The organism is Leisingera sp. ANG49 (assembly GCF_059694505.1).
Map to the genome: position 1 here is coordinate 22,001 of NZ_JCATZN010000010.1, position 22,309 is coordinate 44,309.

Genomic DNA, 22,309 nt, shown 5'->3' on the forward strand with positions numbered 1-22,309 from the left:
CCGGCCAAATGGCAGGGGCGGCCGGAGGTGCGGGTGTTACTTCCAACCGCGCTCCTGGTAGTATTGCAGGGCACCAGGATGAATTTCAGCGGTCAAACCGTCGGAAACCATTTCAGCTTCCTTAAGGTTAGCAAAGGCCGGGTGCAGCTTCTTGAAGGCGTCGAAGTTGTCGAAGATCGCTTTCACCACCTCATATACGACCTCATCGGAGGCCAGAGCCGAAGTCACGATTGTGGCCTTGGGACCCCAGGACGGCAGGTCGTCGGGGTTGCCCGGATACATGCCGCCGGGGATGGTGGCCGCGGCATAGGCGGTGTTTTCGCTCAGCAGCTTCTCAATGCCGGCACCTGCCAGCGGGATAATTTTCACATCGCAAGTGGATGTCGCTTCTTGGCTCGATCCATTCGGCAGGCCAGCAGCCCAGATAGTTGCGTCGATCTTACCATCGCAAAGTGCTGCGGCCTGCTCGGATGATTTCAGCTCGGCTGCCAGCGAGAAATCGTCGACGGAGATACCTTCGTATTTTAGCAAGGTTTCGGCCAAAACGCGGGTGCCCGAGCCGGGGTTGGCGATGTTGACCTTTTTACCCTTCAGATCAGTGGTGGTGGCAATTCCTGCATCGGCGCGGGCCATAACATGCATTGGTTCAGGGTGGACCGAGAACAGCGAACGCAGATCGGCATAGGGACCGTCTTCTGCAAACTGGTCAGTGCCGTTAATCGACTTGACTTGCACGTCGGACTGGATCACGCCGAAGTCCAGCTCTCCCGACCGGATGGTGCGTGCATTGTAGACCGAACCGCCGGTGCTTTCGACAGAGCAGCGGATGCCGTGTTCCTTGCGGCTCTTGTTGACCAAACGGCAGATCGCACCGCCCGTCGGGTAGTAGACACCGGTCACGCCACCAGTGCCAATGGTGACAAACTGCTGCTCGGCTGCAGCACCCGCACCGGCGCTCAGGGCTAAGGCCAGCACCGTGCCAGTGAATTTCATGGATTTTGACATCTTTCTCTCCTGTCGTTGCATGATTCAACCGGCGTGGTAATGAACCTCACAGCTTCCGGTTTGTCTGCGGGTTTTGAGTATCAGCGCAGCAGGGAAGAGCGTGAGAGACTAAAAAATTCCGCTGCCAGCGTAACTTTTCCGTCGTAACTTGCGCCTTGCCGCGCCGGAAACGGCGGGCTTAGACTTGCGGTGTCGTGTTGAAAAAAGGCAGCTCGGGTCATGAAACGGCTTGTTCGAATGTTCACCCTGACCGGAGGCTTGGCGCTGGTAGCGTTGCGGCCCGCCGCCGCGGTAGCGGAAACTTGGGTAATGGGCGCAATGGAGGATTTTGCCCCGTTCAATCATGTTGATGACGGAGTGTTTACCGGCATCGATGTGCAGATCATGGACGAGGCCGCTGCGCGGATCGGGGTAACGCTGGATCATCGCCCGGTGCCATGGAAACGGATGCTTCTGGACTTTGAGGCTGGAAAGTTCGACGGGGTTTTTCAGCTGACCCCGACCACCGCACGTTTTGAGAAATGGCATCTTGTCGGCCCGCTACGCACCACTCGCTCGGTCTATGTGACCCGGGCGGATAGCCCTATCCAAGACATACGGTCGGCTGCGGAGCTTGACGGGCTGGTGGTCGGCCTCGTTGCAGGATTCACCTATGAAGAGAGCTTTGACAGCGATCCTGGCATCCGGCGCGAGATGTCGCAGGATGACTTCAACAACATCCGCAAACTGCTCCTGGGCCGCTCGGACGTGATCGTTGGCGGGCTTGCCACCCTCGCCTACACCGCCCGGCAGCTTAACGCTTGGGACAAGCTGCGGGTGCTGCCGACCCCTCTCGTGGAACTGGGCCGCTACGCCGCCTTCCCGCGCACCCCCGAAGGCGCCAAAAAGGCTGAGCGCCTACAACAGGCCTTGGATCAGCTGCACGAAAGCGGCCGGATCCAGGAAATCTTGCGATCCGCTCTGAACCGATGAGGCGGCTGTCCCTTCAGAAGATGGGCATCACCCCCAAGATCGCCTTAGCCGCAGCCGGCCTTGGGGTGCTCTCGGGGCTGATCCTGGGCGTGGTAACTCTGGTCCTCGAAAGCAGCCAGCGCGTGGAAACCGCACGGCTCAACGCCGACCGAGTAGTCAGAGCCACTCTGCCCAGGGCCGAAGTCGCCTATTGGGAGGTTGACGTGCCGGATGTGGGGGCGATCCTGTCTGGACTGCTGGCCGATCCAGTGATCAGAAAAGTCTGGATCGAAGACCCGCTGCTGACCGATGCCCTGCGCAAAAGTACCGGCTTGGGCGATCTGTCGGCGGCGGAGCCGCTAGCCGCCAGCCCGCCCCTAATCGCTCGGGTCCTCGGCATGCCTGGCAATGAAGAAGAAATCCACCGCTACCCACTCCTCAGCCCGCGCGATGGTACTGAAATCGGGCATTTGAACGTTGACCTTTCGTTTCACGACGTGCAGTCGGAGATGGTGGCACGTGGCTTTGTAGTGCTGGGATCCAGCATTCTGCAGACACTGCTGGTTACTTCGGTGATCTTCCTAGCTATGCAGCTGACGGTTATCCGGCCGATTGCACGCCTGCAATCAGCGGCCCTGCGGGTACGCGACGGGCATAGGTTCGAGCTGAAAGGACGCGACCGGAAGCTGTTTGATGTCAGCCGCCGTGATGAGATCTCGCGCTTGGCCCGAGCATTTCAGCGCACTGTGGGAGAGCTGGAGGAAAGTCGTGACAATCTGCAAGGGCTAGTTGATGAACGCACCCGTGAGCTGGTCACCGCCAGGAACGAGGCGGTGGAGGCCTCCCAAGCAAAATCAACGTTCTTGGCCAACATGAGCCACGAACTCAGGACTCCGATGAATGCCATCATCGGCCTGTCGGAAATCCTGCTGCGTGATGGGTATACCGAACAATCCCGAAGGCATCTAACGGACATGCGTGCTGCCGCCGCGCACCTGTCGCAGAATATCGATTCCGTTTTGGACCTTTCGAAGATCGAAGCAGGCGAATTGAACCTTGAGCAGGTCTGGTTTCGGCTGGATGAGTTTCTGGACACGGTAATGACTCAGACGCGCGCATTGGTGCAGAACAAGCCAGTGCGGCTTTGCTGGAGTTACGCACCTGATCTACCAAGTGATATCAGCGCCGACCCGTTGCGCCTGAGACAAGTGATCATGAATTTCACTTCAAATGCAGTGAAGTTTACGAGCCGGGGTGAAATCAAGCTGGAAGCTAGTTGCACTGCTAGTTCAGGAGACAAAACCCTATTGAATCTAGGGGTTCGAGACACCGGAATTGGCATCTCACCTGATCAGCTTGAGGAGATCTTCAAGCCCTTCGGTCAGGCCGACAATTCGACAACCCGCCAATACGGCGGCACTGGGCTTGGCTTGTCGATAGCTCATCGCCTTGCCGACCAGATGGGCGGGAAACTGAAAGTTGAGAGTAAAGTAGGAGAAGGTTCGCGTTTTGCCCTGGAAATCGAACTGCCCTGCCGAATGCCGAAACCTGATCCGGCGCTTGCAGGAAAACTAAACCTTCAAGGGCGAGAGGAACAGGTGTCCCAAATCCGTATCATGGCCGAACGTGCAGGATACGCTGTTGTGGACGATCCGGCGGTGATCCGGGTTATGGCCGAAGATGGCTTCATCAGTGTTTCGATGCCTGGCGATGACCTGCACGCCAAGTACATTGCTCTACCAGTCACCCACCAGGAATTGGTAACAGTCTTAAATCAGCTGGAAAATAGTACAGAGCGGACACCAGACCTTCCCGGTGCCCTGTCAGGTCAGGAAGTGCTGGTGGTGGAAGACGACCGCATCAATCTATCGGTCTTTGTGGCTCTGATTGAAGGGCTCGGCGCACAGGTGCGTACGGCCCGTAACGGGTTGGAAGCGGTGGAACATGTGGCACGCGTAATGCCTGACTTGATCCTATTGGATCTCCACATGCCCCAGATGGATGGTCACCAAGCCTTTGAGGTCATGAAAGCCGAACATGGAGTGCAGCTGCCTCCCGTGGTTGCAGCTTCTGCAAACGCCACCTCGGAGGAGCACCAGCGTTGCAGCAAAGCTGGTTTTGCCGGCTTCCTCTCCAAGCCGATTGACCCGGCAAAGCTGAAGGAGACGCTAGTACGGCTTTCGAAGGAGAACAAGCCACAATCCGGTATCAACAGAGACAAGGGTCGATTCTATGCGGGCGGCAACGAAGTGCTCTATCAACAAAACCTGCTGAGATTCCGCGAGCAGCTTGAAGAATGGAAGAAACGCCTGCGCCACCCCAATCAGACCCAAAACACCAACTACGTATCTGAGCTGCTTCATGTGATGCGCGGCGCGGCTAGCACCGTTGGCGCGGACGAATTGGTCAAATTGGCGGAGATGGCGGAGGCAGGCCAAGCAGAGGTAAGGGACTTGCTTCCTATCATACAGCAACTTTCACTGGAGCTGGCGGTTTCCGGAGAAAGGCCTGCCTGCGACGGGCTTTCGGCGATCTCGATCGGCCATTTGACTCAGTTGATTGAAAGCAATGATGTCGCGGCACTAGGCGCAGCAGAAAGGTTTGTCAGGACCTATGGTACGAAGGCACCCAAGGGCCCCGTTGATACCCTAATCAGAGCTCTGGAAAGGTTAGATTTTTCGTCAGCCCGCACCGCACTGGAGGCGCTTGCCGAGGAACTTCAAGAAGCCCGGAACTGATCAATCTCGCTGGCGAGGCGGGTTAGTATGCCTTCGGCCCGCTCCAAACGATCAGCCCGGCGTGACAAAAGACCTGCCAAGGCCGCGCTTGACCGCCGGAGCTCAATGTGGGTGCGGATACGGGCGCGCAGTACCGCTGGCACCACAGGACGGGAAATGAAATCGCAGGCCCCCAGCTCCAGCCCTCGGGTTTCGTCGTCCGGATCATCCAAGCTCGTTAGGAAGATGACCGGAATATCGGCCAGGCTTGCAGTGGCCTTGATCTGGCGGCAGGTTTCATAGCCATCCATTCCCGGCATTCGGATATCCAGCAGAATTAGATCGGCGGTTTCTCCCGAAAGGTAAGACAGCGCATCCTGCCCCGACGTCTGAGCGACGACCCGGTAGGCATCGCTCAGCAGGCCGTGCAGGTGATGGATATTCTCAGGCGTGTCATCCACTACCAGCAAGGTCGGCAGGTCATCGTTATCAGGCGGTGGCAGCAGCTCTTCCGCATCCAGGGAGCTGCCTTCGGTTTCGCCGGCCAGTTCTTGCGCCACCGATGCGATGGCCCAAAGGTTAGGGGAGACTGTGCTGAAAAACTGCTCTCCTACCGAGCCCATGGCAGCCCTGTTGGCATCTCGCTCGAACAGCGTGACCCCGAGGTGGGCCTCAAGAGATCGGATCTGGCGGCTTACCGCCTCGCGCGACACGTTCAACTCTTCTGCTGCAGCAGTAAATGTGCCTAGCCGTGCTGCCGCCTCGAATGCCACCAGAGATGTAAGTGGAGGCAATTTTTTTTTTAGATGTTTCATGGAACGCTATCTGACGCGAAACCGCAATACCACACAAGGGACGATCGGGGACTTCGGCTGCCAACCTTAGCACTTTGGAACGGCTGCCTGTCTGGTTCGTTTCCATTCTAGAGTGGCCCAGCCGGATCACGGTTCCAAGCGTCAGTTAGAGGAGGCCAATGGGTATCAGTGGAATCCACTCGTGGATCAGGAAAGCACCAAAGGGCGGAGCAGCGGTCTCTAGCAATAAGTCAGCGCCCGCTATCGCCATCCGCCTTGGGCAGGCGTTGGCGCGTGGTCCCTTCGTGCAGCCGATCTTTGCCTTTTCCTGTAGCCCGAACATCGAGATGGGCCTGACCCGACTGGCTTTGTTCAAACCGCTGATAGGTCCGATCAAATTGGAAGTTCAGCGCCAAGAGGACACAATTGTTGTGGCAGATCGTTCCAGGGCTTCCGAGCATTCAGTCCCAAATGGATGTGCCAATCAAATTCATCGGCACCATTATTTCATAAGTGCAGCTCGTGCGGGCACAAAAGAAACTTTTTAGTGCCTCATCCTACACCCTTGAATGGGAACCAGAATCTCCTGCTGGGCCCTCGACGGTTAGCCTGCGTTGTCGCGCAGTTCCAAATATGCAAAATATGAAGTTCACCTTTGTGGCAATGAACGCCGAAAGTCATCAGGTTTTGCAACGCGGTACAGGCGCCTGGATGCATGGGGCGCTGCAACGCCAGTGGTCAGTTGTAAAGCTTCAGATTTGGTCTGACATCGGGTGGCAGCCAACGGAGAAGATTGGACAGAAGCGCTCCTGCCCAATCGGCGTTTCGACTTGCAGCAGATTCTGGCGTATAAAAGAGGACAGATGGATCGGTCGAGGGGCAATGCCGGATCGCAGAGGGGAGACATCAATACCGAGCGGCCTGCAGAGCAGTGACGGAGGCGCTGCGCGGCTTCGCATCCGGCTTCTTGGCGCAGCTGAGGTCATTCTGGATGGCCAACGACTGCGCGGGTTCAACTCTCCACGATTGCAGCGATTTCTGGCGCTGATCGCCATGCGCAGAACGCCCCAAGACCGTTCACAACTGGCGTTTGAGATCTGGCCCGATTCCAGCGAGCGCCAGGCGCGCACGAATCTCAGGAAACTGCTTCACGAGTTTCGGCAGGCCCTGCCAGGCGTCGAGGCATATGCCGAGATCGGAACCAGGACCGTGCGGTGGCTTCCGGCAAACCTGAGCAAGGTCGATGTGCTGAGCTTCCGAGAGGCCATCGCGTCTGGTGATTTCGAGCGTGCGTCGCGGCTTTACCAGGGCGATCTATTGCCGTCCTGCTACGACGACTGGGTTCTCGAGGAGCGCGCGACACTTCAAGCAGCGGCGCTCAGTGTCCATCGACATCTCGCCGAAGCGGCGGCCGAGCGCGGCGACCGTCGCGCTGCAATCAAGCACGCCGAGGCAGTCAGTGAGTTAGATTTCGCCGATAAAGTCGCCGTTCAAATTCAGTTGGAAGCGCATCGCGCGCTGGGTAACATGGCCGCCGCATTGCGGACATACCAAGGCTACGCCGACAAACTTCGGAGTGAATTCGGGATCGAACCGGATGCCGAGATTGCAGTGCTATGCCAGGATTTTGTTGCCAACGCGTCCAAACAGGATCGCACGCGTGCAGAGGACGCTGCCCGTTCGCCATTTGTCGGGCGCGACGTTGAATGGAGCGCGCTTTTTGAGGCGTGGGAGACGGCGCGCGCCGGTCGGGCACATCTGGTCTTGCTGACCGGCGAACCCGGTATCGGCAAATCCCGCCTAGCACAGGAACTTGATCGGCATGTATCGGCGGAAGGGTACGACGTCGCGACCGCACGGGCTTACGAGGCAGCCGGAAGGCTACCTTGGGGACCGGTCATCGACCTGCTTCGGTCGCCGAGCATCGCGCGCCGCCTTAGCGCGCTTGACCCGGTTTGGGGCGTAGAGCTAGCCAAACTGCTGCCGGAGCTCGGTGGCAGCGCTCCGCAACGCCCGAACGGCAACCTGAATAGCGTGGCCCGGCGTCACCGGATTTTCGACGCCGTGTGTCAGGCCATTTTGGCCCGTGACGGCGCGCAGCTTCTGATCATCGACGATTTGCAGTGGTGCGATACAGAGACCATCGAATTGATCGGATACCTGCTTCGTGCCCACTCTCAGACTCCTGTCCTGATCGCCGGCACCGTGCGGTGGGAGGAGCTTCCCGAACGCCACCCACTGCAGGGACTGCTCGATGCCCTGCAGCGCGACCACGTTGTGACCTTTGTCGAAATCGACCCGCTCGATCAAGCGTCGACCGCGGCACTCGCGGCGGAACTGCAGGGCGAAGACGAAATCGATGCCGGGTTGGCTGAGCGGTTGTGGAACGAGACCGAAGGCAACCCTCTATTCGTCGTCGAAACGATCCAGGCCGGGATATCCTCCAGCAGTATGCAAGGCATCTTGACACCGACGATGCGCTCAGTTCTGCGAGCAAGGCTCGATCAACTGTCCGACGGCGCGCGGAAACTGGCAGAGGCGGCTGCCATCTCCGGCCGGTCCTTTTCGGCGCGTGCAATGGTGGCGGCGACGGGGGGCGACGAACAGGTGGTCGCCGACCAGCTTGACGAACTCTGGCGCCGGCGGATCGTGATTGACCGGGGGCAAGGCTATGACTTCAGCCATGACAAGCTTCGGGAATTCGCACTCGAATTGATCAATCCCGCGCGCCGGCGGCGGCTGCACCGTGTCGTTGCCGACGCCTTGGCGTGCGAGCATCGCGATGACCCCGCCGCTGTTAGCGCTCAGCTCGCCGCCCACTACGACCAGGCAGGCATGGCCGAGCAGGCCGTGGAGGCCTATCGCATCGCTGGGGTACGGGCGACGGCGATGTCGGGTCTTGACGAAGCGGTTACGATGTTCCGCCGTGCGCTCGCGCTGCTGGCTGAGCTGCCGGGCTCGCCTGATCGGGACGCCGTTGAACTGGGCATTCGGATTGACCTGGGCGCTCCGCTCGTCGCGGTAGAGGGCTACGGCGCGGAAGCCTCGCATCGGCTTTACGAACGTGCTCTGTCACTTTGCCGCAAACTCGGCAGGCCGGCTGCTCCGCCCATTCTCCGCGGCCTGGGTCTAGCCCGACTGCAGGGATGTCGGTTCGATGCCAGCAGCGAGTTGGCACAAGCTCTGATTAACCACGAGGGCGGCGATTACGTTGCCGGTACCGAGGGCCGCTACCTGATGGGTGTCAGCGCATTCTGGCAAGGTGATCTGGAAAAATCGCACCGGTTCCTGGAAGCGGCCATCCAGCACTATGACCCAGCACGGCGCGAAGAACATCTTGCGCGCTATGCGCAGGATCCCAAGGCTGTGTGCCTTGTACGTCTGGGGCTTGCCACGCTCTGGTCCGGCGACCCGGTGCGGGCCGACGTGCTGGCCCGGTCGGCGTGCAAGCTTGCCGACGATCTCGATCACCTGATGACCTCGGCCTATGTCATTACCTATGGGGCCATTCTGGCCGCCGTGGCCGAGGACATCGCCTGCCTGAAAAACTTGCTCGGACAGGCGGATCAGATATGGTCGCGCCTCTCCGAGCGCTATCTCAGGGTCGTCCTGGATGCGCTACGCGGATGGTTGGAGGTCCGCACCGGATCAGGCGCCGGCATCGACAGGCTTGTGCGGGCGGTGGAGCGGTCGCGGGCCGCCGGCGAAAACCTCCATCTGAGTTTGACCCTGCTTTTGCTTGCCCAGGCTCGCGGGCTGCGGGGGGAATTTCACGAGGGCTACGCCGCCGCCCGCGAAGCACTCGCTTGGTCGGAGCGATGTCAGCAGCGCTATCTCGTCGCCGAACTCCAGCGCGTTGAGGGCGAACTCGCCTATCGTCTGGGCGCAACCGAAGAGTCGCTTTCCTCATTGCATCAAGCGGTCGAAACCGCACGCGCCCAGGGCGCGCAGTGGCTGGCACTCAAGGCGCAGCATTCGCTTGCCGGCCGGTTTCCCGACGCGGGGCGGCGTGCGCTGCTGGCTGAACTCCTCAGCGAGCTTCCCTCAGGACAGAATCTGCCGGTGTTCCGCGCAGCAACGGCTTTTCTGTCCGAAACCAGCTAGCAGGGAACGCTTTCGGAACGCCCGGGATGGTATCCCTTAGAGAAATTTAAGGGAGGGCGATCAAATGCGCAATCTGGCCGAAAAACTGTCCGAGAAGGTTCGGGGAACGATCACCACCGCTGCGGACCCCGGCTATGACGAGGCGCGGGCCGTCTACAACGCGATGCACGACCGGCGACCGGCCGCGGTGGTCGGGTGCGTCGACGCGGCCGACGTCATGGCCACGATCACTACCGCCCGCGAGGGCGGGTTTGACCTTGCCGTGCGCGGTGGTGGGCACAGTGTGCCGGGTTTCGGCACGGTGGATGACGGGCTGGTCATAGATCTGTCTGGCATGAGCAGTGTCCAGGTCGACCCCGTCAAAAAGACTGCCCGAATCGGCGGCGGTGCAACCCTAGGCGACGTCGACCATGCCACCTATCCGTTCGGCCTTGCCCTCCCTGGCGGGATCGTCTCGACCACCGGGGTCGCAGGGCTGACACTGGGCGGCGGGATCGGCTACCTGACCCGAAGCGCCGGGTTCACCATCGATAATTTGCTGTCAGCTGATGTAGTGCTGGCTGACGGTCGCCAAGTCTCCGCGAGCCCTTACCAGAATGAAGACCTGTTCTGGGCTTTGCGCGGCGGCGGCGGCAATTTTGGTGTCGTCACGAACTTCGAGTTTCAGCTGCATGAGGTCGGCGTCGTCGTGGGCGGGCCGCTGTTCTTTGAGTTCGATGACGCCAAGGCGGTTCTGCAAGGTTACCGCGATTATATTGCGCTCGCTCCCGAGCAGCTCGGCTGTTTCTTCGGCTGGCAAATTGCGCCACCGCTGCCCTTCATTCCCGAGGATCGGATCGGCGATCTCTTCTGTGTCCTCGTCCCCTGCTGGAACGGACCGCACGACGAAACCGAATACGTGCTGAAGCCGCTGCGGCGTTTTGCCGAGGTAAAGGCCGAGTATTGCCACCCAATGCCGCTCCCGGTGCTGAACAGTCTTTTCGATGACGCTGTCCCAAAGGGCATGCAGCATTACTGGAAGGCTGATTACATCACTGAACTCACCGACGAAGCCATCACCCAGCACATCAAGCATGGCCGACACACGCCACATGTCAGTTCCTCGATGCATCTGCACCCCATTAATGGCGCCGCCCAGCGTGTCGGGCCCGACGAGACAGCGTTCGGCCACCGCGACAAGAATTTTTCGCCGGTGGTTGCCGGCATTTGGGACGACCCAGCCGACAACGAGGCCAATATCAAATGGGTCAGAGGTTACTACGACGCCATCCATCCCCACTCGGGTAGCGACGGCGGCTACGTCAACTTTATGTCGGATGACGACGATCACCGGGCGCCGGCGAATTACGGCGTGAACTACGCCCGCCTCGCCGCGGTGAAGGCGGCCTACGACCCCGACAACGTCTTTCACATCAACCAGAACATCGAACCAGCGAAGGGGGGAAGCCATGTCTGACCAATGGCACTTCAAGAGCGAGACCTTCGACAACTGCAATTGCGCGATCAATTGCGGCTGCCAGTTCAATCTCCCAACCACGAACGGGTTCTGCCAGTCGGCCTATGTCGGCCGGGTCATCGAGGGGCATTTCAACGGCGCTCCGTTGGCCGGGCTGAGATGGGCGGCGATCTACAAGTGGCCGGGCGAAATCGCCGACGGTGAGGGCAAAGGCCAGATCGTCATCGACGAGGCTGCCGACACGGATCAGCGCTCCGCGCTCGAGACCATCCTCACCGGCCAGGCCTGCAAGCCGCTGAGCAATGTCTTCGCGGTCTTCGCCTCGACCTGCTCGGAATTCTGCAACACGCTGTTCCTGCCCATCGAACTCGAGGTCGATCTCGAGGGCCGGACCGCACGTGCCAGTATTCCCGGCCTGCTTGAGAGCCGCGGCGCTCCGAAGATCAACGAGTTCACGGACGAACCCTTCCACATTGCGCTGGCGCGGCCGAGCGGCAGCTTTGAATTCACCTATGGCGAACTCGGTCTCGGAACCACCAGGGTCAACGGCGAGTTGGAGATGGCGTTCGACGAGACTTGGGCGCTCTATTGCATCCACCACTTCAACCAGAACGGCCTGATCCGCGACAGGCCGCGCCTGACCGCCTGGCTAGGCCACTAGGCTCAGATGAGTCGCGGACGGAGCTGCCGTTCGCCGCAGCTGCAGCCTGCGCCCCATCCCAAGTCCGCTTGGCGCAGAAAGCACCATTTGCAAATCCCTTCCTGTCGCCAGACCAAGCCACAATTTTCGCCGCGGTGCCGCGATCAAAAAGCTGCCGCTCGTCGAGGGCGCAGCATGAAACTGGCATTGTGTGACAAGGTTGCGGACTGTGTAGGCATTTGCCGCTACCGCGACATGGGTTACAAAGAACATGCTCTCTGAGTAGGCGACGGCTATCCGAACAGTTGCACCTAGTGACCGCTTTTGACTATCAACGTCAGCTCGAGCCCACTGGGTTAAATAAACTTGGCTTTAGTTGCCTAACCGCACGCGCCGTACGGACAGATCGCGCGACTGCATCACGTATCGGAAGATCTGCTTGGAGTAAACGCCATGTTTGATCCGGAAATACGTCGCCTTTCGGTAGCCTTTTCCAGCCTCATGTTTATAGGTTCCACTAATTTGATGGCGGTCATCGAGCAGAACGATCACATCAAATCCACCGTTTCCATCGAAATCAAAAACCACGTCCAGTTTGTACTCTGTGCCATCCTGTCGAATTCGCCCCGGCGACCCGCCCTTGTAGAGCACGCGGTTCTTTACACAATTTCTAGCTCCGCCCCTTTCAGTTTTGAATTCACTGTCAAAAGTTATCTCACCAGATCTTTGAATTTGAATCTTCAAAGGTGGCGCGCAACTATTTCGTCCATCATGGATTTGCATGATGTCGAACCGACCTGGAGGGCTTGCACGCATCGAAACATGGGTCTGAACGCGATAGGTCCCACGAGTTGCTGGCGAAAAACGCTCAGTATTGATTTCGGCGCGTTGGTTGAACGTACCACCGTCACAATGATTAGAACTTGTCTTGAATGTCCAAGTTTTGCCAGAGCGCTTGATAGCCCCCTTGTCGACACCACATGATATAGACCACTTGTTGCGCGGACCCGCATCGGAAACGGTGGCACTAGCGATCGTCAGCACGACAGCAAGAAGGATAGAGCCAGGAACGCTTAGGGTCATCTGCATCATACTCCTCCCTTTCGCAAGGCCAACACAGTATCACGCAGTGTTAAGAGTAAAGCAGAACTTCTTCGGCTTGTCTAAGAGATTTCCCCTTTCCCGGTAAGGATGAAGCTCGCTAAGCTTTTGACGTGCATCACTGTGCGGTTCAAGGGGGTTTATGTTGCTGTATTTGTTACGAGTGTGGCCGGTGTATCTATTCGCATTAACACCACTTCTGTTTCACCCAAGCCCGTCATGGCCTGATAGTCCACCGCGGGGGTATGAAGAGAACGTTCGCCTGAAAAAACACGGGTTCCGCTATAGCAGCCCCGGCGAACCGGTTCGGCGTGGTCAACGTTCAGAGCGGTTCGAACTGAGAGATGGTGATTGTGGCGGCAAGGATTGCAGAAACTATAGATTGAGAGCCGAGTTTCGTGAAACAAGGCGCAACACGCGGGCTCGGATAGGCCAGGATATTTGGATCGGTTGGAGTTTCCATGTTGCCCAATCTCCACACTTTCCAGGCCGCAATCGGCTGTATCCTTTTTTCGGTCAGTGGAAGATGGGAGGAGATAACCCGCCAATCTTAATTTTTGTTCAATCTGATCACGGAAGCAAGGATACTATCTTTGTAGCGCTTACCGATATGTCAGTTTCTGGAGGCGGCCGGGTTGGGCGCTACAAGCACGGGAATATCTGCAAAGATATTTTTTCGATTGCAACAGCTAAGCGCAACTGGGTTGATTTGGTGATAAACACCAATTTCGCAAATGACTCTTCGGGTTACCTGAAGATCTGGGTGAACGGAAAACTCAGATGCGACTATCGGGGGCAATTGGTCGCCCGAACAACGAAACAATACTACCCTGGCCCAAACCATCGGCGCGGAATTTACGTGGGGAACACCCGCACGTGGATTGCCGAGCAAGGAAGCAAACCAACTCCAACATGGGTAGTATATTATGATGAGTATCTGACGGGGCGATCCCGAGAGCAGGTTGATACCCGGCTGCGTGAAAAGCTGGGCTATCCTCCGGTGGACTAGGGCGCGGGAACTTCATGAACATGGGCGAAAGACCTAAAAGGAAACTTCTGACAATTCTGGCAGCTGATATTGCCGGCTACAGCAGAGCAATGTCGCAATCCGAGGAGATCGCCATAGCTCAACTGGGTGAGCTCCGTCTGATTTTGGATGAAGTCATCGCGACCAATTCCGGAAGAATAGCCAACACCGCTGGTGACAGCGTAATTGCATGCTTTGAAAGTGTTATTGATGGCGTTCGAGCTGCCGTAGAAATTCAAAGGAGGCATGACAAATATCACGATGAGAAGATGAGAGAGATTCGTATGCGGTTTCGTATCGGGTTGAACTTGGGCGATGTCGTCATTCAGAAGAACGGCGACGCTCTTGGAAATGGAGTGAATATCGCAGCCAGACTTGAAGCGATTGCAGAGCCTGGCGGAATTTGCCTTTCAGAAAACATCATTGAACATGTGCGTGGCCGTCTTGACTACCAGTTTACCCAAATTGGAGAGCATTTCCTAAAAAATATTCAGGCGCCTGTGAAGGTCTATGCCCTTGGCCAGAGAAAAGTTGGGATGTCTCAGAGGGTTTCAAACCTATTTGAAAAAACAGTGCGGCATCCATTTGCCATTGGCGTGGCGGTAGCTTCGGTATTAGCATCTCTAGCCATGTCCCTATTTTCATTTGGCAGCCGAGAGGTATCAAAGCCCGATTTACCCTTAACGTCCTTCCTCGAAACCAATCCTACTCCTGATGCGTTGTTAAGTTTTTTCGACCTCGTTACAGAAGGAACTTTTGAGGGTTCCAAGTACTACATTATCCGTACTTGGGGCGGTTCACTTTCAGACTTAATCAAAATTGGAGAGATACTTGGCGGGCATTTAGTGGCCATCAATTCCGCAGAAGAAAATGCTTTTCTTTTCGAGTTATCGGTAAGGGACGAGGGACACTGGCAAGTTGTTGATGGGCAGTACAATGGCCCAACGATTGGTCTCGTTCAGGAAGATGGCGCTGAGGAGCCTGCCGGTGGCTGGTACTGGCTGAACGGTGATCCAGTTGATTACTTGAACTGGAAGCCATACGGGCCGGAGAACTATCAGGGGGATCAATCCCTTGCCCACTTCAAAACAAACATGGGGCCAGCTCCGTCCCCTTACTGGAATGATATGAGGCCAGTAATGCACTCCTCAATTTTCGAAGTGCCGGGTGGTTAGTAGTGATCGGAAGTGCTTTGCAGGTTGATCCTGGTGTCGGCGCCAGTTTGTATCGCCGCGTTATGCCATAGGGCTTTAATGCCTGAAACAAAGATGCTCGAGGAAACTCTAACCGCAGGCTGGCCATTTTCCAGGCCGCAGAATGCGCAACAGATTTGCAAAGTCTACTTCCTGTGGTTTGCCTTCTTTGGGAGGACATACGTCCAGCCCCATTTCTATGTGCCAATTCGAAGTAGAGTTTCGGGGGCTGGCGGGCGCATGTTAAGTGCCTGATGCGGGCGGGTTTGATTGTATTGTCTGAGCCAGCAATTGATGACGACCTGGGCCTGTTTGGTTGTTGTGAACCATTCCGCATTGAGAACCTCGTGGCGGAGAGTGCCATTGAACCGCTCGTTGTACCCGTTCTCCCAAGGTGATCCCGGATAGATCCGGACCGGGTTCACGCCGACCTTCTCGAGCCAGCTCCGGGTCGCCAGGGACGCAAACTCCGGGCCGTTGTCGCTGCGGACGAACTGGGGCTTTCCGTGGCGCAGGAACAGGCGGTAGAGCACCTCCAGAACCTCTTCGGACCCCATCCGGGTGCGGACTGCCACCGCGAGCGCCTGGCGCGTGTATTCATCCAGAACTGTCAGCATCTTGTAGCCGTGGCCGTTGCTGAGCCTGTCGTGAACGAAATCAACACTCCAGACATGGTTGGGGTGTGTCGGCCGGAGCCGGATGATTGAACTGTCTTTGTGGTAGAGGCGCCTCTTCCTCTTGTGCCACCGCGGAAGCTGCAGCCCTTCTTCGCGCCAGAGGCGTTCAACCTTCTTGTGGTTCACCCACCAGCCCTCGATCCGCAGCTGCGGTAGCCATAACGGCCACAGTTCTTGGCCAGACGGATCATGGCAAGCCGCAGACCGTCATCGTTTCTTTTCACCGGCTGATACTGCATGGAACTGCGCGCAAGGCCGACGGCCTGACAGGTCCGACGCTCCGATGTGGCGAGCTTCTGGCGCGTGTGAGTGACAGCCTGACGAAGCTGGCTTGTCGTCAGGCCTTCGGCTTAAGGTAACTCAGGCTTTCCTTGAGGATCAGCTTGTCCAGCTCAAGCTCTGCCACAATCTTCTTGGCGGGCGAAGTCTCGAACGCTCTCGTATTTCTCACGGTGGATGGCGCGGACTTCAGAGTTGGGACAGCACTTGGCCTTCAATGCACATCCCGAGCAATTGGATTTCAGCGCCCGGTATTTGCGGGATTTCCAGCTTGGTGCATTCCGCGCGGGGTCGGAATAAGTGCGCCAGGTATGCCGCATCTCCTTGCCTCCCGGACAAATGTAGCGGTCGTTCACATCATCCCAGGTGAAGTCGGATCGTGAGAAGGTTCCATCGGTGCGTTCACCTTTGTCGAAGACGATTAGGCTGGCGTCGACAGCAAAGCCCTGCCCACCAACAAGCCCCTCTTCCATACAGCGCGCAACCGTTGTCTCGAACACATGGCGCAGCAGGTCACTCTTGCGGAACCTCCCATGCCGGTTCTTGGAAAAGATTGAGTGATCCAGAATGCGGTCCGTCAGATCAAGGCGGCAGAACCAGCGGTATGCCAGGTTCAGATGGACCTCTTCACAGAGCCGCCGCTCGGATCGGATGCTGAAACAATACCCGACCAGCAGCATGCGGATCAGCAACTCGGGATCGACCGATGGACGGCCAGTGTGGCTATAGAAATCCGCCAAATGCCCCCGGATGCCGCTCAAGTCGAGGAAACTATCAATGGATCGGAGAAGGTGGTCTGAGGCACATGATCCTCAAGCGAGAACTCGTAGAACATTGATGCCTGTGCTTCCTGCTTCGGTCCCATCATTGCAGATCCTCCCGCCCTCTAGGAGAATTGAAACAGCGCTTCACCGCACGATCAAGGATGAGTTATTCAACGGAATCAGCCTGAAGCAGCCACAGTCGTTCATCGGCAGATGTGTTGCACATCATGATGCCCGCAGATTCCTCGACGCTCCCTCGCTTCTTAAGCTAGGCTGATCTGAAGGGGGTCTTTGCTATGGAACACGGACACCAGGAACGCAGGCTGACAACCATCCTTTCCGCCGATGTCGTGCGCTATTCAAACTTAATGCGGCAGGATGAGAGCGGCACCCTGACGGCGCTAAAGGCGCTCCGGCGCACAGAAATCGACCCGCGGATCGAACGCCACCATGGCCGGACGATCAAACTCATGGGCGACGGAAGCCTTGTTGAGTTTGCCAGCGTGATGGATGCCGTCAGTTTTGCCGTCGACGTCCAGCACGCCATTGCGGCAGCTCAGAGAGAGCCGCTTGAAGAGGACAAGATCCTGTTTCGCATCGGCATCAATGTGGGCGATGTCATCGTCGATGGCGACGACATTTACGGCGACGGAGTGAACGTCGCCACTCGGATCGAAGGGCTGGCAGAGCCCGGCGGTATCTGCATATCGCGCAGCACCTTTGACCAGGTGAGCGACAAGCTCGACCTCACCTTCGCAGACATGGGACCGCAGGAAGTCAAGAATATTCCCGCTCCGGTGGAGGTCTATCGGATCGAATTGGACGCCCGTTCGCAGGCGCTGGCCATGGAAACCCCGCCGCCCATCTCCGATCAACAGGGCGCACCGCGCAGCAAGTTGCAGCAATGGGTTATCGCCGCAGGGTTTGTCATCCTGGCTCTTGTGGCGGCATCCATTTACTTTCAGCCCAAACCAGTCAAAGCTCCTGTGATCGCGGTGATGCCGTTTGAAGACCTAAGCCCTGAAGAACACAAGGGTGTTCTGAACGACACGATAGGCGATGGCATCATCACGTCGCTGGCGCGGTACAGAGAATTCACCGTCATTTCGCGGCGCTCCAGCTTCAAGTTCCGCAACTCCGACCTGGGTGTTTCCGAGATTGCAAAACAGCTTGGCGCTGATTTCATTCTAGAAGGCAGCCAGAAATTCGATGGGGAGCGGCTTGTGGTGAAAGCACAATTGATCGATGCGGATACGGAAACGCATACTTGGGTTGATGAGATAGATGTCCCGCTGGAGGCGCTGCTGAAGACAAACAGTCAGATCAGCCGGAAGATTGCCAATGCCGTCGGTGCCAAGGTGGTTGACACTGCCGAGGCACGCATGTCCGAAGGCGATGTCAGCGCCTTGTTGATCGCCAACGCTGCGCAAAGCCGGATCATGCGGAATTTCAACCGCGAGAACCTGTTGAAAAACATCGAAGAACAGGAGCAGTCCCTCAAAGACTATCCGGAGTCTGCATGGGGCCATCTAGGCCAGGCCTTGTCGCTTCGGATCGGGCTGCGCTATGGCTGGATCGAGGGCGATGAAGAGGCCCTTCGCACAAGAATGATCGGTCTCGCCCGCCGGGGCGTGGAACTCGACCCGAACAATTTCCTAGCCTACCACGCTTTGGGACGCGCTCTGGTGATGAACCGGGATGTTGAGGCCGCGTCTGCCGCTTTCAGCCGTGCCATCGAATTGAATCCCTCGTCTCACTTCTCACGCAACGCGCTGGCCCAGGCTCTGTCCTATATTGGCGAAACCGACGAAGCTTTGGCTGTGCTCGCAGAGTCCGAGCGTGTCGATCCGCTATACGGGCATGACGTCCAGTGGGAAAAGGCCAGGATCCAGTGGCAAATCGCAGAATGCGATCAGGCCCTAGATACATTCGTGTCGGCGCCGTCTATGCCTGTTGCTGCCAACAAGACGCTTGCGGCCATCTACCATTGCCTTGAGGAACCAGACAAGGCGGCCAAGGCAATGGCTGAATACGAAAGGGAAAACCCCACCTGGACCGTGTCGCGGGAGCGGGATGTCAATACCGGCGTATGGACGGCCCCGGGCGTTCTCGACAGGTGGCTGGATGCCATGAAGGCGTCCGGAATGCCTCAATAGTGCTCATTTCCGATCGTCAGCCTACGACAGCTTCGTCCCGCGCTGCTGTCTTTCCCTAGCGAACCTGTCAATGGCCGCTTAGCGCCGTTCGCGCCGTGCTGCAGGTGCGAGGGGTTGCCTGGTGGTAGATGTCCGCTACGGGCTGACCCGGCCTTGATGGGCCTCCGCCGCTCGACCGTCGAGCACCCGTTCGGCACAATCAAGAGCTGGATGGGGGCGACGCACTTCCGGATGCGCAGGCTCAAAAATGTCCGCACCGAGATGGCCTTCCATGTCCTCGCCTATAACATCAAGCGCATGATCAACCTGATCGGTGTACGTGGGCTTCTGGCCGCCATTACAGCCTGATAGGTGGCGCTCAGCTCAAATCGTACCGCAGCAAACGCCACAAGAGCGCAGATTCAGCCCTCTCCGGCGCATCAGTCGCCAAAGTGGCCCAAAAACCGGGTGCCTCCACAATATCGACTGAAACATCCCCATCGGTGAGAAACCAAGCGAGTTTCCACACACCCTCGGCTCGTAGCGCCTGCCTGGGTTCACCGCAGCGGATGGCGGGGTCGAGCCCAAACTGCCTGATGCTGCGGATTGCACGAACGCCAGCTTTGAGTCCCCGCATCCGATTACTGCGCGCACAAGTTTCCCTGTCAGTTTGCCGCCTCCTGCCGAACGGTGCCTGCAACCAGGCCGCAAATAGCGGTTTCAATCGTCCGCTCCAGCGCGGCATAGCCCGTTCCCCGGACTGCCATTTGCACAAGACCTGCCTGCAGAACGAGAACGTAATCCGCCAGAACTTCGGGATCGAAACTCCCCCGGATTCCGGTACCCAATTGTGCGCTGAAGGCTTCAACCAGCATCTGCTTCCCTTGAGAATTGATCTTGCCCACAAAGGCTACGGTTTCGTCAGGCAGCGCGCCTGCTTGCGCGTCACAGGACGCCACGGAGACAAAACATCCAGCGGGCCGGTTTGGCCTTGTGGCTGCCCTGGCTGTCGCTTTCAGGAAATTGGTCAGAGCTTCGGCCCATCCCAGCTCGTCCTCCGCCAGCGTCGCGTACACATCCTCTGATTGAAGCTGGACGTAGCAGTCCAGCGCCGCACAGTACATGGCCTCCTTGTTTCCATAGGCTGCGTAAAGGCTGGGCTTGGTCAGCCCCGTGGCGCTGGTGAGGTCGCTCATTGACGTCCCGGCATATCCCTTTTTCCAGAAAACATTCATCAGCCTGTCAAGCACTTCGGATTTGTCGAAACTTCTGCGGCGCCCCAGCACTTTCATCTCCTGACAAGAATTTCATTGACATCTATACCGCTCGGTATGTAATGTCAAAATATACCGATCGGTATAGATATAAGTTAGGAGAAGCCAGCTATGGAAACCCTCGATCGAAATGCGTCAGCTGCAAAGCCTCCGCCGTCACGAACCCTCCTCCGGTTCCTGCAGGCATCAGCAGTCCTATGGATCATCTGGGGGCTCGCGCATATTGCCTTCGGGGCCTTCGGCCTTGCCGGTTTTCTTACAGGTGATCCTGCCGAGACAATGAAGGCGATGCTTGGTGGTGCTGACCCGCAAACGCTTGAAATCCTTTATCCGGAAGCCGTCCTTGGGATTCTGAACCAGCACAGCTGGAACCTTCTATGGTTTGGCGTGTTCACAACCGCCGGCGGGGTCATGATTTGGCGAAGAAATGCCGTCGCCGTGGTGATGACAGCCATTGTAGGCGGCGCTGCCGACGCCGGGTACTTCATGTTCGTCGATCTTGGCGGATTTGCAGCAGCACCCGGCCCGCAAATGACGTGGATCAGCGCAACTGCAATTCTGTTGAGTACCGTCGTTTACGTTCGCACCGGCCGTATGACAGCTCTTTGACTTCTGAGACACCGCTTTTCAAGCGCTGCTCGGTAAACGCGCAGGCTTGAAAGCGGACCTAAGCGCAATAGTGGTGAACGGCAGCTCCGTCCCGCTCAGCCGTTTTTTCCAGGCAGACCTTGCAATGGCCGCTTAGCACCGGTTCGTGACGTGCTGCGCGCGCAAATGCCTGGCTAGCGATCAAGGTCCTCTGTGGATGGCTCCTGCATTGCAAGAGTTTTCTCAGCGAGTTTGCGGCGTATTTGTCAGTACAGTCGTCTGAACGCCTCTGGCGCGAAGAAGGGCTGCAGCTTCCGCGGCGGCACAAGAGGAAGAGGCGCCTCTACCACAAAGACAGTTCAATCATCCGGCTCCGGCCGAAGCATCCTAATCACGTCTGGAGTGTTGATTTCGTTCACGACAAGCTCAGCAATGGCCGAAGCTACAAAATGCTGACAGTTCTGGACGAATACACCCGCCAGGCGCTCGCGGTGGCAGTCCGAACCCGGATGCGTTCCGAAGACGTTCTGGAGGTGCTCTACAGCCTGTTTCTTCGCCACGGGAAGCCTGAGTTCATCCGCAGCGACAACGGCCCGGAGTTCGCGTCTCAGGCGACCCAGAGCTGGCTCGAGAAAGTTGGCGTGAACCCGATCCGGATTTATCCGGGATCACCTTGGGAGAACGGGTACAACGAGCGGTTCAATGGCACTCTCCGCCACGAGGTTCTCAATGCGGAATGGTTCACAACAACCAAACAGGCCCAGGTCGTCATCAATTGCTGGCTCAGACAATATAATCAAACCCGCCCGCATCAGGCACTTAACATGCGCCCGCCAGCCCCCGAAACTCTACTTCGAATTGGCACATAGAAATGGGGCTGGACACTACGAAACTGCCCGGGCATGCAAAAAAAGTCAAACCGGATCAGGCAGATCAGGCTCCCCAGGATAGGCAGCGTTGTGAAGAGTGCGGAGGCGGGCGGCTTGTCCGGCTTCGATATGGGCGCGCATACAAACTTCAGCTCTGTCACCATCACGGGCTTGAAGGGCTTCGATAATGGTCTGATGCTCTGCAATAGCTCTATCAAAACAGTCGCTTTCAACCGACGCGGCTGGACCAAGGATCATCAGAGAATTTTGGAGTATTCTCATTGAACTGTGCAAGAAGCGGTTCTTAGCAGCGTCCAATAAGGCGGAGTGAAACAGACGATTAAGCTCTAAAGCGCCCTCATCACTGGTTGCCTTGCTGAGTTCGAAATTGATGACGGATAATTCGTTGATCTCGACATCTGAAGCGGCGCGCGCAGCAAGCCGGGCGACAGTTCCTTCTAGCACAGCGCGCATCTCATAAAGCTCAATGATTTCTGCATAGTCCAAATACCTGATCGCGGCACCTTGGCGCGGCAAGTGGACTACAAGGCCATCCGCTTCGAGCTGGCGGATGGCTTCGCGTACGGGGGTACGGCTGACGCCCAAGCGATCCGCCAGCTCGATTTCCCTTAGGCGGTCACCCGGCCCCAATCGCCCTGCACGAATTTCATGAAAGAGAGTCACATAGGCCACGTTACTATGCCGGTTGTCAGCTTGGTGATGTCCGTTTTCCAT

16 protein-coding genes and 2 pseudogenes are annotated in these 22,309 nt (G+C 57.6%); 11 read left to right on the forward strand and 7 right to left on the reverse strand.

What is annotated here, in order from left to right:
• Positions 1 to 36: 36 nt before the first annotated feature.
• A complete protein-coding gene (locus AC58NV_RS21225; RefSeq protein WP_497228919.1) occupies positions 37 to 1,005 on the reverse strand; it encodes a TAXI family TRAP transporter solute-binding subunit in 969 nt (322 codons plus the stop codon).
• Between the two features lie 219 nt (positions 1,006 to 1,224).
• Between AC58NV_RS21225 and AC58NV_RS21230 the strand changes: the two genes are divergently transcribed.
• Together AC58NV_RS21230 and AC58NV_RS21235 are read left to right on the forward strand one after the other, a co-directional pair.
• Entirely contained in the window at positions 1,225 to 1,977 is a 753-nt protein-coding gene (locus AC58NV_RS21230) for a substrate-binding periplasmic protein (RefSeq protein ID WP_497228920.1), read from the forward strand.
• A 20-nt stretch (positions 1,978 to 1,997) separates the two neighbouring features.
• Entirely contained in the window at positions 1,998 to 4,694 is a 2,697-nt protein-coding gene (locus AC58NV_RS21235; RefSeq protein ID WP_497228921.1) for a hybrid sensor histidine kinase/response regulator, read from the forward strand.
• Here the strand turns inward: AC58NV_RS21235 and AC58NV_RS21240 are convergent.
• The gene (locus AC58NV_RS21240; RefSeq protein WP_497228922.1) at positions 4,676 to 5,488 is read right to left on the reverse strand and encodes a response regulator; all 813 of its coding nucleotides are present in this window, start codon (positions 5,486 to 5,488) and stop codon (positions 4,676 to 4,678) included. The two genes, AC58NV_RS21235 and AC58NV_RS21240, sit on opposite strands and share 19 nt — an antisense overlap.
• Positions 5,489 to 6,100: 612 nt before the next feature.
• On the opposite strand from AC58NV_RS21240, the gene AC58NV_RS21245 reads away from it, so the two are divergent.
• The 3 genes from AC58NV_RS21245 to AC58NV_RS21255 all read left to right on the forward strand — a co-directional run bounded on the left by AC58NV_RS21245 (position 6,101) and on the right by AC58NV_RS21255 (position 11,688).
• The gene (locus AC58NV_RS21245) at positions 6,101 to 9,571 is read left to right on the forward strand and encodes an ATP-binding protein (protein WP_497228923.1); all 3,471 of its coding nucleotides are present in this window, start codon (positions 6,101 to 6,103) and stop codon (positions 9,569 to 9,571) included.
• Between the two features lie 64 nt (positions 9,572 to 9,635).
• A complete protein-coding gene (locus tag AC58NV_RS21250; protein ID WP_497228924.1) occupies positions 9,636 to 11,027 on the forward strand; it encodes an FAD-binding oxidoreductase in 1,392 nt (463 codons plus the stop codon).
• Complete coding sequence (locus AC58NV_RS21255; protein WP_497228925.1) at positions 11,020 to 11,688, forward strand: DUF1326 domain-containing protein; 669 nt, start codon at positions 11,020 to 11,022, stop codon at positions 11,686 to 11,688. Before AC58NV_RS21250 ends, AC58NV_RS21255 begins: the two co-directional genes overlap by 8 nt.
• A 351-nt stretch (positions 11,689 to 12,039) precedes the next feature.
• On the opposite strand, the gene AC58NV_RS21260 is transcribed toward AC58NV_RS21255, so the two are convergent.
• Positions 12,040 to 12,756, reverse strand: a complete 717-nt coding sequence (locus AC58NV_RS21260; protein WP_497228926.1) for a hypothetical protein — start codon at positions 12,754 to 12,756, stop codon at positions 12,040 to 12,042.
• A gap of 154 nt (positions 12,757 to 12,910) precedes the next feature.
• On the opposite strand from AC58NV_RS21260, the gene AC58NV_RS21265 reads away from it, so the two are divergent.
• Complete coding sequence (locus AC58NV_RS21265) at positions 12,911 to 13,777, forward strand: heparin lyase I family protein (RefSeq protein ID WP_497228927.1); 867 nt, start codon at positions 12,911 to 12,913, stop codon at positions 13,775 to 13,777.
• 14 nt (positions 13,778 to 13,791) lie between these two features.
• Positions 13,792 to 14,970, forward strand: a complete 1,179-nt coding sequence (locus AC58NV_RS21270; protein WP_497228928.1) for an adenylate/guanylate cyclase domain-containing protein — start codon at positions 13,792 to 13,794, stop codon at positions 14,968 to 14,970.
• Between the two features lie 215 nt (positions 14,971 to 15,185).
• On the opposite strand, the gene AC58NV_RS21275 is transcribed toward AC58NV_RS21270, so the two are convergent.
• Entirely contained in the window at positions 15,186 to 15,836 is a 651-nt protein-coding gene (locus AC58NV_RS21275) for an IS3 family transposase (protein ID WP_497228973.1), read from the reverse strand.
• A 245-nt stretch (positions 15,837 to 16,081) separates the two neighbouring features.
• Positions 16,082 to 16,812 (reverse strand): annotated as a pseudogene (locus AC58NV_RS21280) (transposase); the annotation flags it as partial.
• A 192-nt stretch (positions 16,813 to 17,004) separates the two neighbouring features.
• On the opposite strand from AC58NV_RS21280, the gene AC58NV_RS21285 reads away from it, so the two are divergent.
• Both AC58NV_RS21285 and AC58NV_RS21290 read left to right on the forward strand, forming a co-directional pair.
• On the forward strand, positions 17,005 to 18,864 hold the full coding sequence (locus AC58NV_RS21285) for an adenylate/guanylate cyclase domain-containing protein (RefSeq protein WP_497228929.1): 1,860 nt from the start codon (positions 17,005 to 17,007) through the stop codon (positions 18,862 to 18,864).
• A 141-nt stretch (positions 18,865 to 19,005) separates the two neighbouring features.
• Positions 19,006 to 19,212, forward strand: a pseudogene (locus tag AC58NV_RS21290) (transposase); the annotation flags it as partial.
• A gap of 296 nt (positions 19,213 to 19,508) precedes the next feature.
• Here AC58NV_RS21290 and AC58NV_RS21295 read toward each other — a convergent pair.
• The gene (locus AC58NV_RS21295) at positions 19,509 to 20,129 is read right to left on the reverse strand and encodes a TetR/AcrR family transcriptional regulator (RefSeq protein WP_497228930.1); all 621 of its coding nucleotides are present in this window, start codon (positions 20,127 to 20,129) and stop codon (positions 19,509 to 19,511) included.
• Between the two features lie 99 nt (positions 20,130 to 20,228).
• On the opposite strand from AC58NV_RS21295, the gene AC58NV_RS21300 reads away from it, so the two are divergent.
• Positions 20,229 to 20,726: a hypothetical protein gene (locus AC58NV_RS21300; protein ID WP_497228931.1), complete on the forward strand. Its 498-nt coding sequence runs from the start codon at positions 20,229 to 20,231 to the stop codon at positions 20,724 to 20,726.
• Positions 20,727 to 20,968: 242 nt separating this feature from the next.
• Positions 20,969 to 21,574 carry an IS3 family transposase gene (locus AC58NV_RS21305; protein ID WP_497228932.1) on the forward strand — a complete coding sequence of 202 codons (606 nt, stop codon included), beginning with the start codon at positions 20,969 to 20,971 and terminating at the stop codon, positions 21,572 to 21,574.
• A 45-nt stretch (positions 21,575 to 21,619) separates the two neighbouring features.
• Here AC58NV_RS21305 and AC58NV_RS21310 read toward each other — a convergent pair whose 3' ends face one another.
• Positions 21,620 to 22,309, reverse strand: coding sequence for a GntR family transcriptional regulator (locus AC58NV_RS21310; RefSeq protein WP_497228933.1), 690 nt, complete (start codon positions 22,307 to 22,309; stop codon positions 21,620 to 21,622).

What these genes read in the sequence shown, in the direction of transcription:
- AC58NV_RS21265 (WP_497228927.1), top strand. Translation starts at nt 12,911, where the DNA reads ATGTTGCTGTATTTGTTACGAGTGTGGCCGGTGTATCTATTCGCATTA.
- AC58NV_RS21250 (WP_497228924.1), top strand. Translation starts at nt 9,636, where the DNA reads ATGCGCAATCTGGCCGAAAAACTGTCCGAGAAGGTTCGGGGAACGATC.
- AC58NV_RS21310 (WP_497228933.1), bottom strand. Translation starts at nt 22,309, where the DNA reads ATGGAAAACGGACATCACCAAGCTGACAACCGGCATAGTAACGTGGCC.
- AC58NV_RS21260 (WP_497228926.1), bottom strand. Translation starts at nt 12,756, where the DNA reads ATGCAGATGACCCTAAGCGTTCCTGGCTCTATCCTTCTTGCTGTCGTG.
- AC58NV_RS21255 (WP_497228925.1), top strand. Translation starts at nt 11,020, where the DNA reads ATGTCTGACCAATGGCACTTCAAGAGCGAGACCTTCGACAACTGCAAT.
- AC58NV_RS21270 (WP_497228928.1), top strand. Translation starts at nt 13,792, where the DNA reads ATGAACATGGGCGAAAGACCTAAAAGGAAACTTCTGACAATTCTGGCA.
- AC58NV_RS21285 (WP_497228929.1), top strand. Translation starts at nt 17,005, where the DNA reads ATGGAACACGGACACCAGGAACGCAGGCTGACAACCATCCTTTCCGCC.
- AC58NV_RS21245 (WP_497228923.1), top strand. Translation starts at nt 6,101, where the DNA reads ATGCAAAATATGAAGTTCACCTTTGTGGCAATGAACGCCGAAAGTCAT.
- AC58NV_RS21300 (WP_497228931.1), top strand. Translation starts at nt 20,229, where the DNA reads ATGGAAACCCTCGATCGAAATGCGTCAGCTGCAAAGCCTCCGCCGTCA.
- AC58NV_RS21240 (WP_497228922.1), bottom strand. Translation starts at nt 5,488, where the DNA reads ATGAAACATCTAAAAAAAAAATTGCCTCCACTTACATCTCTGGTGGCA.
- AC58NV_RS21230 (WP_497228920.1), top strand. Translation starts at nt 1,225, where the DNA reads ATGAAACGGCTTGTTCGAATGTTCACCCTGACCGGAGGCTTGGCGCTG.
- AC58NV_RS21225 (WP_497228919.1), bottom strand. Translation starts at nt 1,005, where the DNA reads ATGTCAAAATCCATGAAATTCACTGGCACGGTGCTGGCCTTAGCCCTG.
- AC58NV_RS21235 (WP_497228921.1), top strand. Translation starts at nt 1,998, where the DNA reads ATGGGCATCACCCCCAAGATCGCCTTAGCCGCAGCCGGCCTTGGGGTG.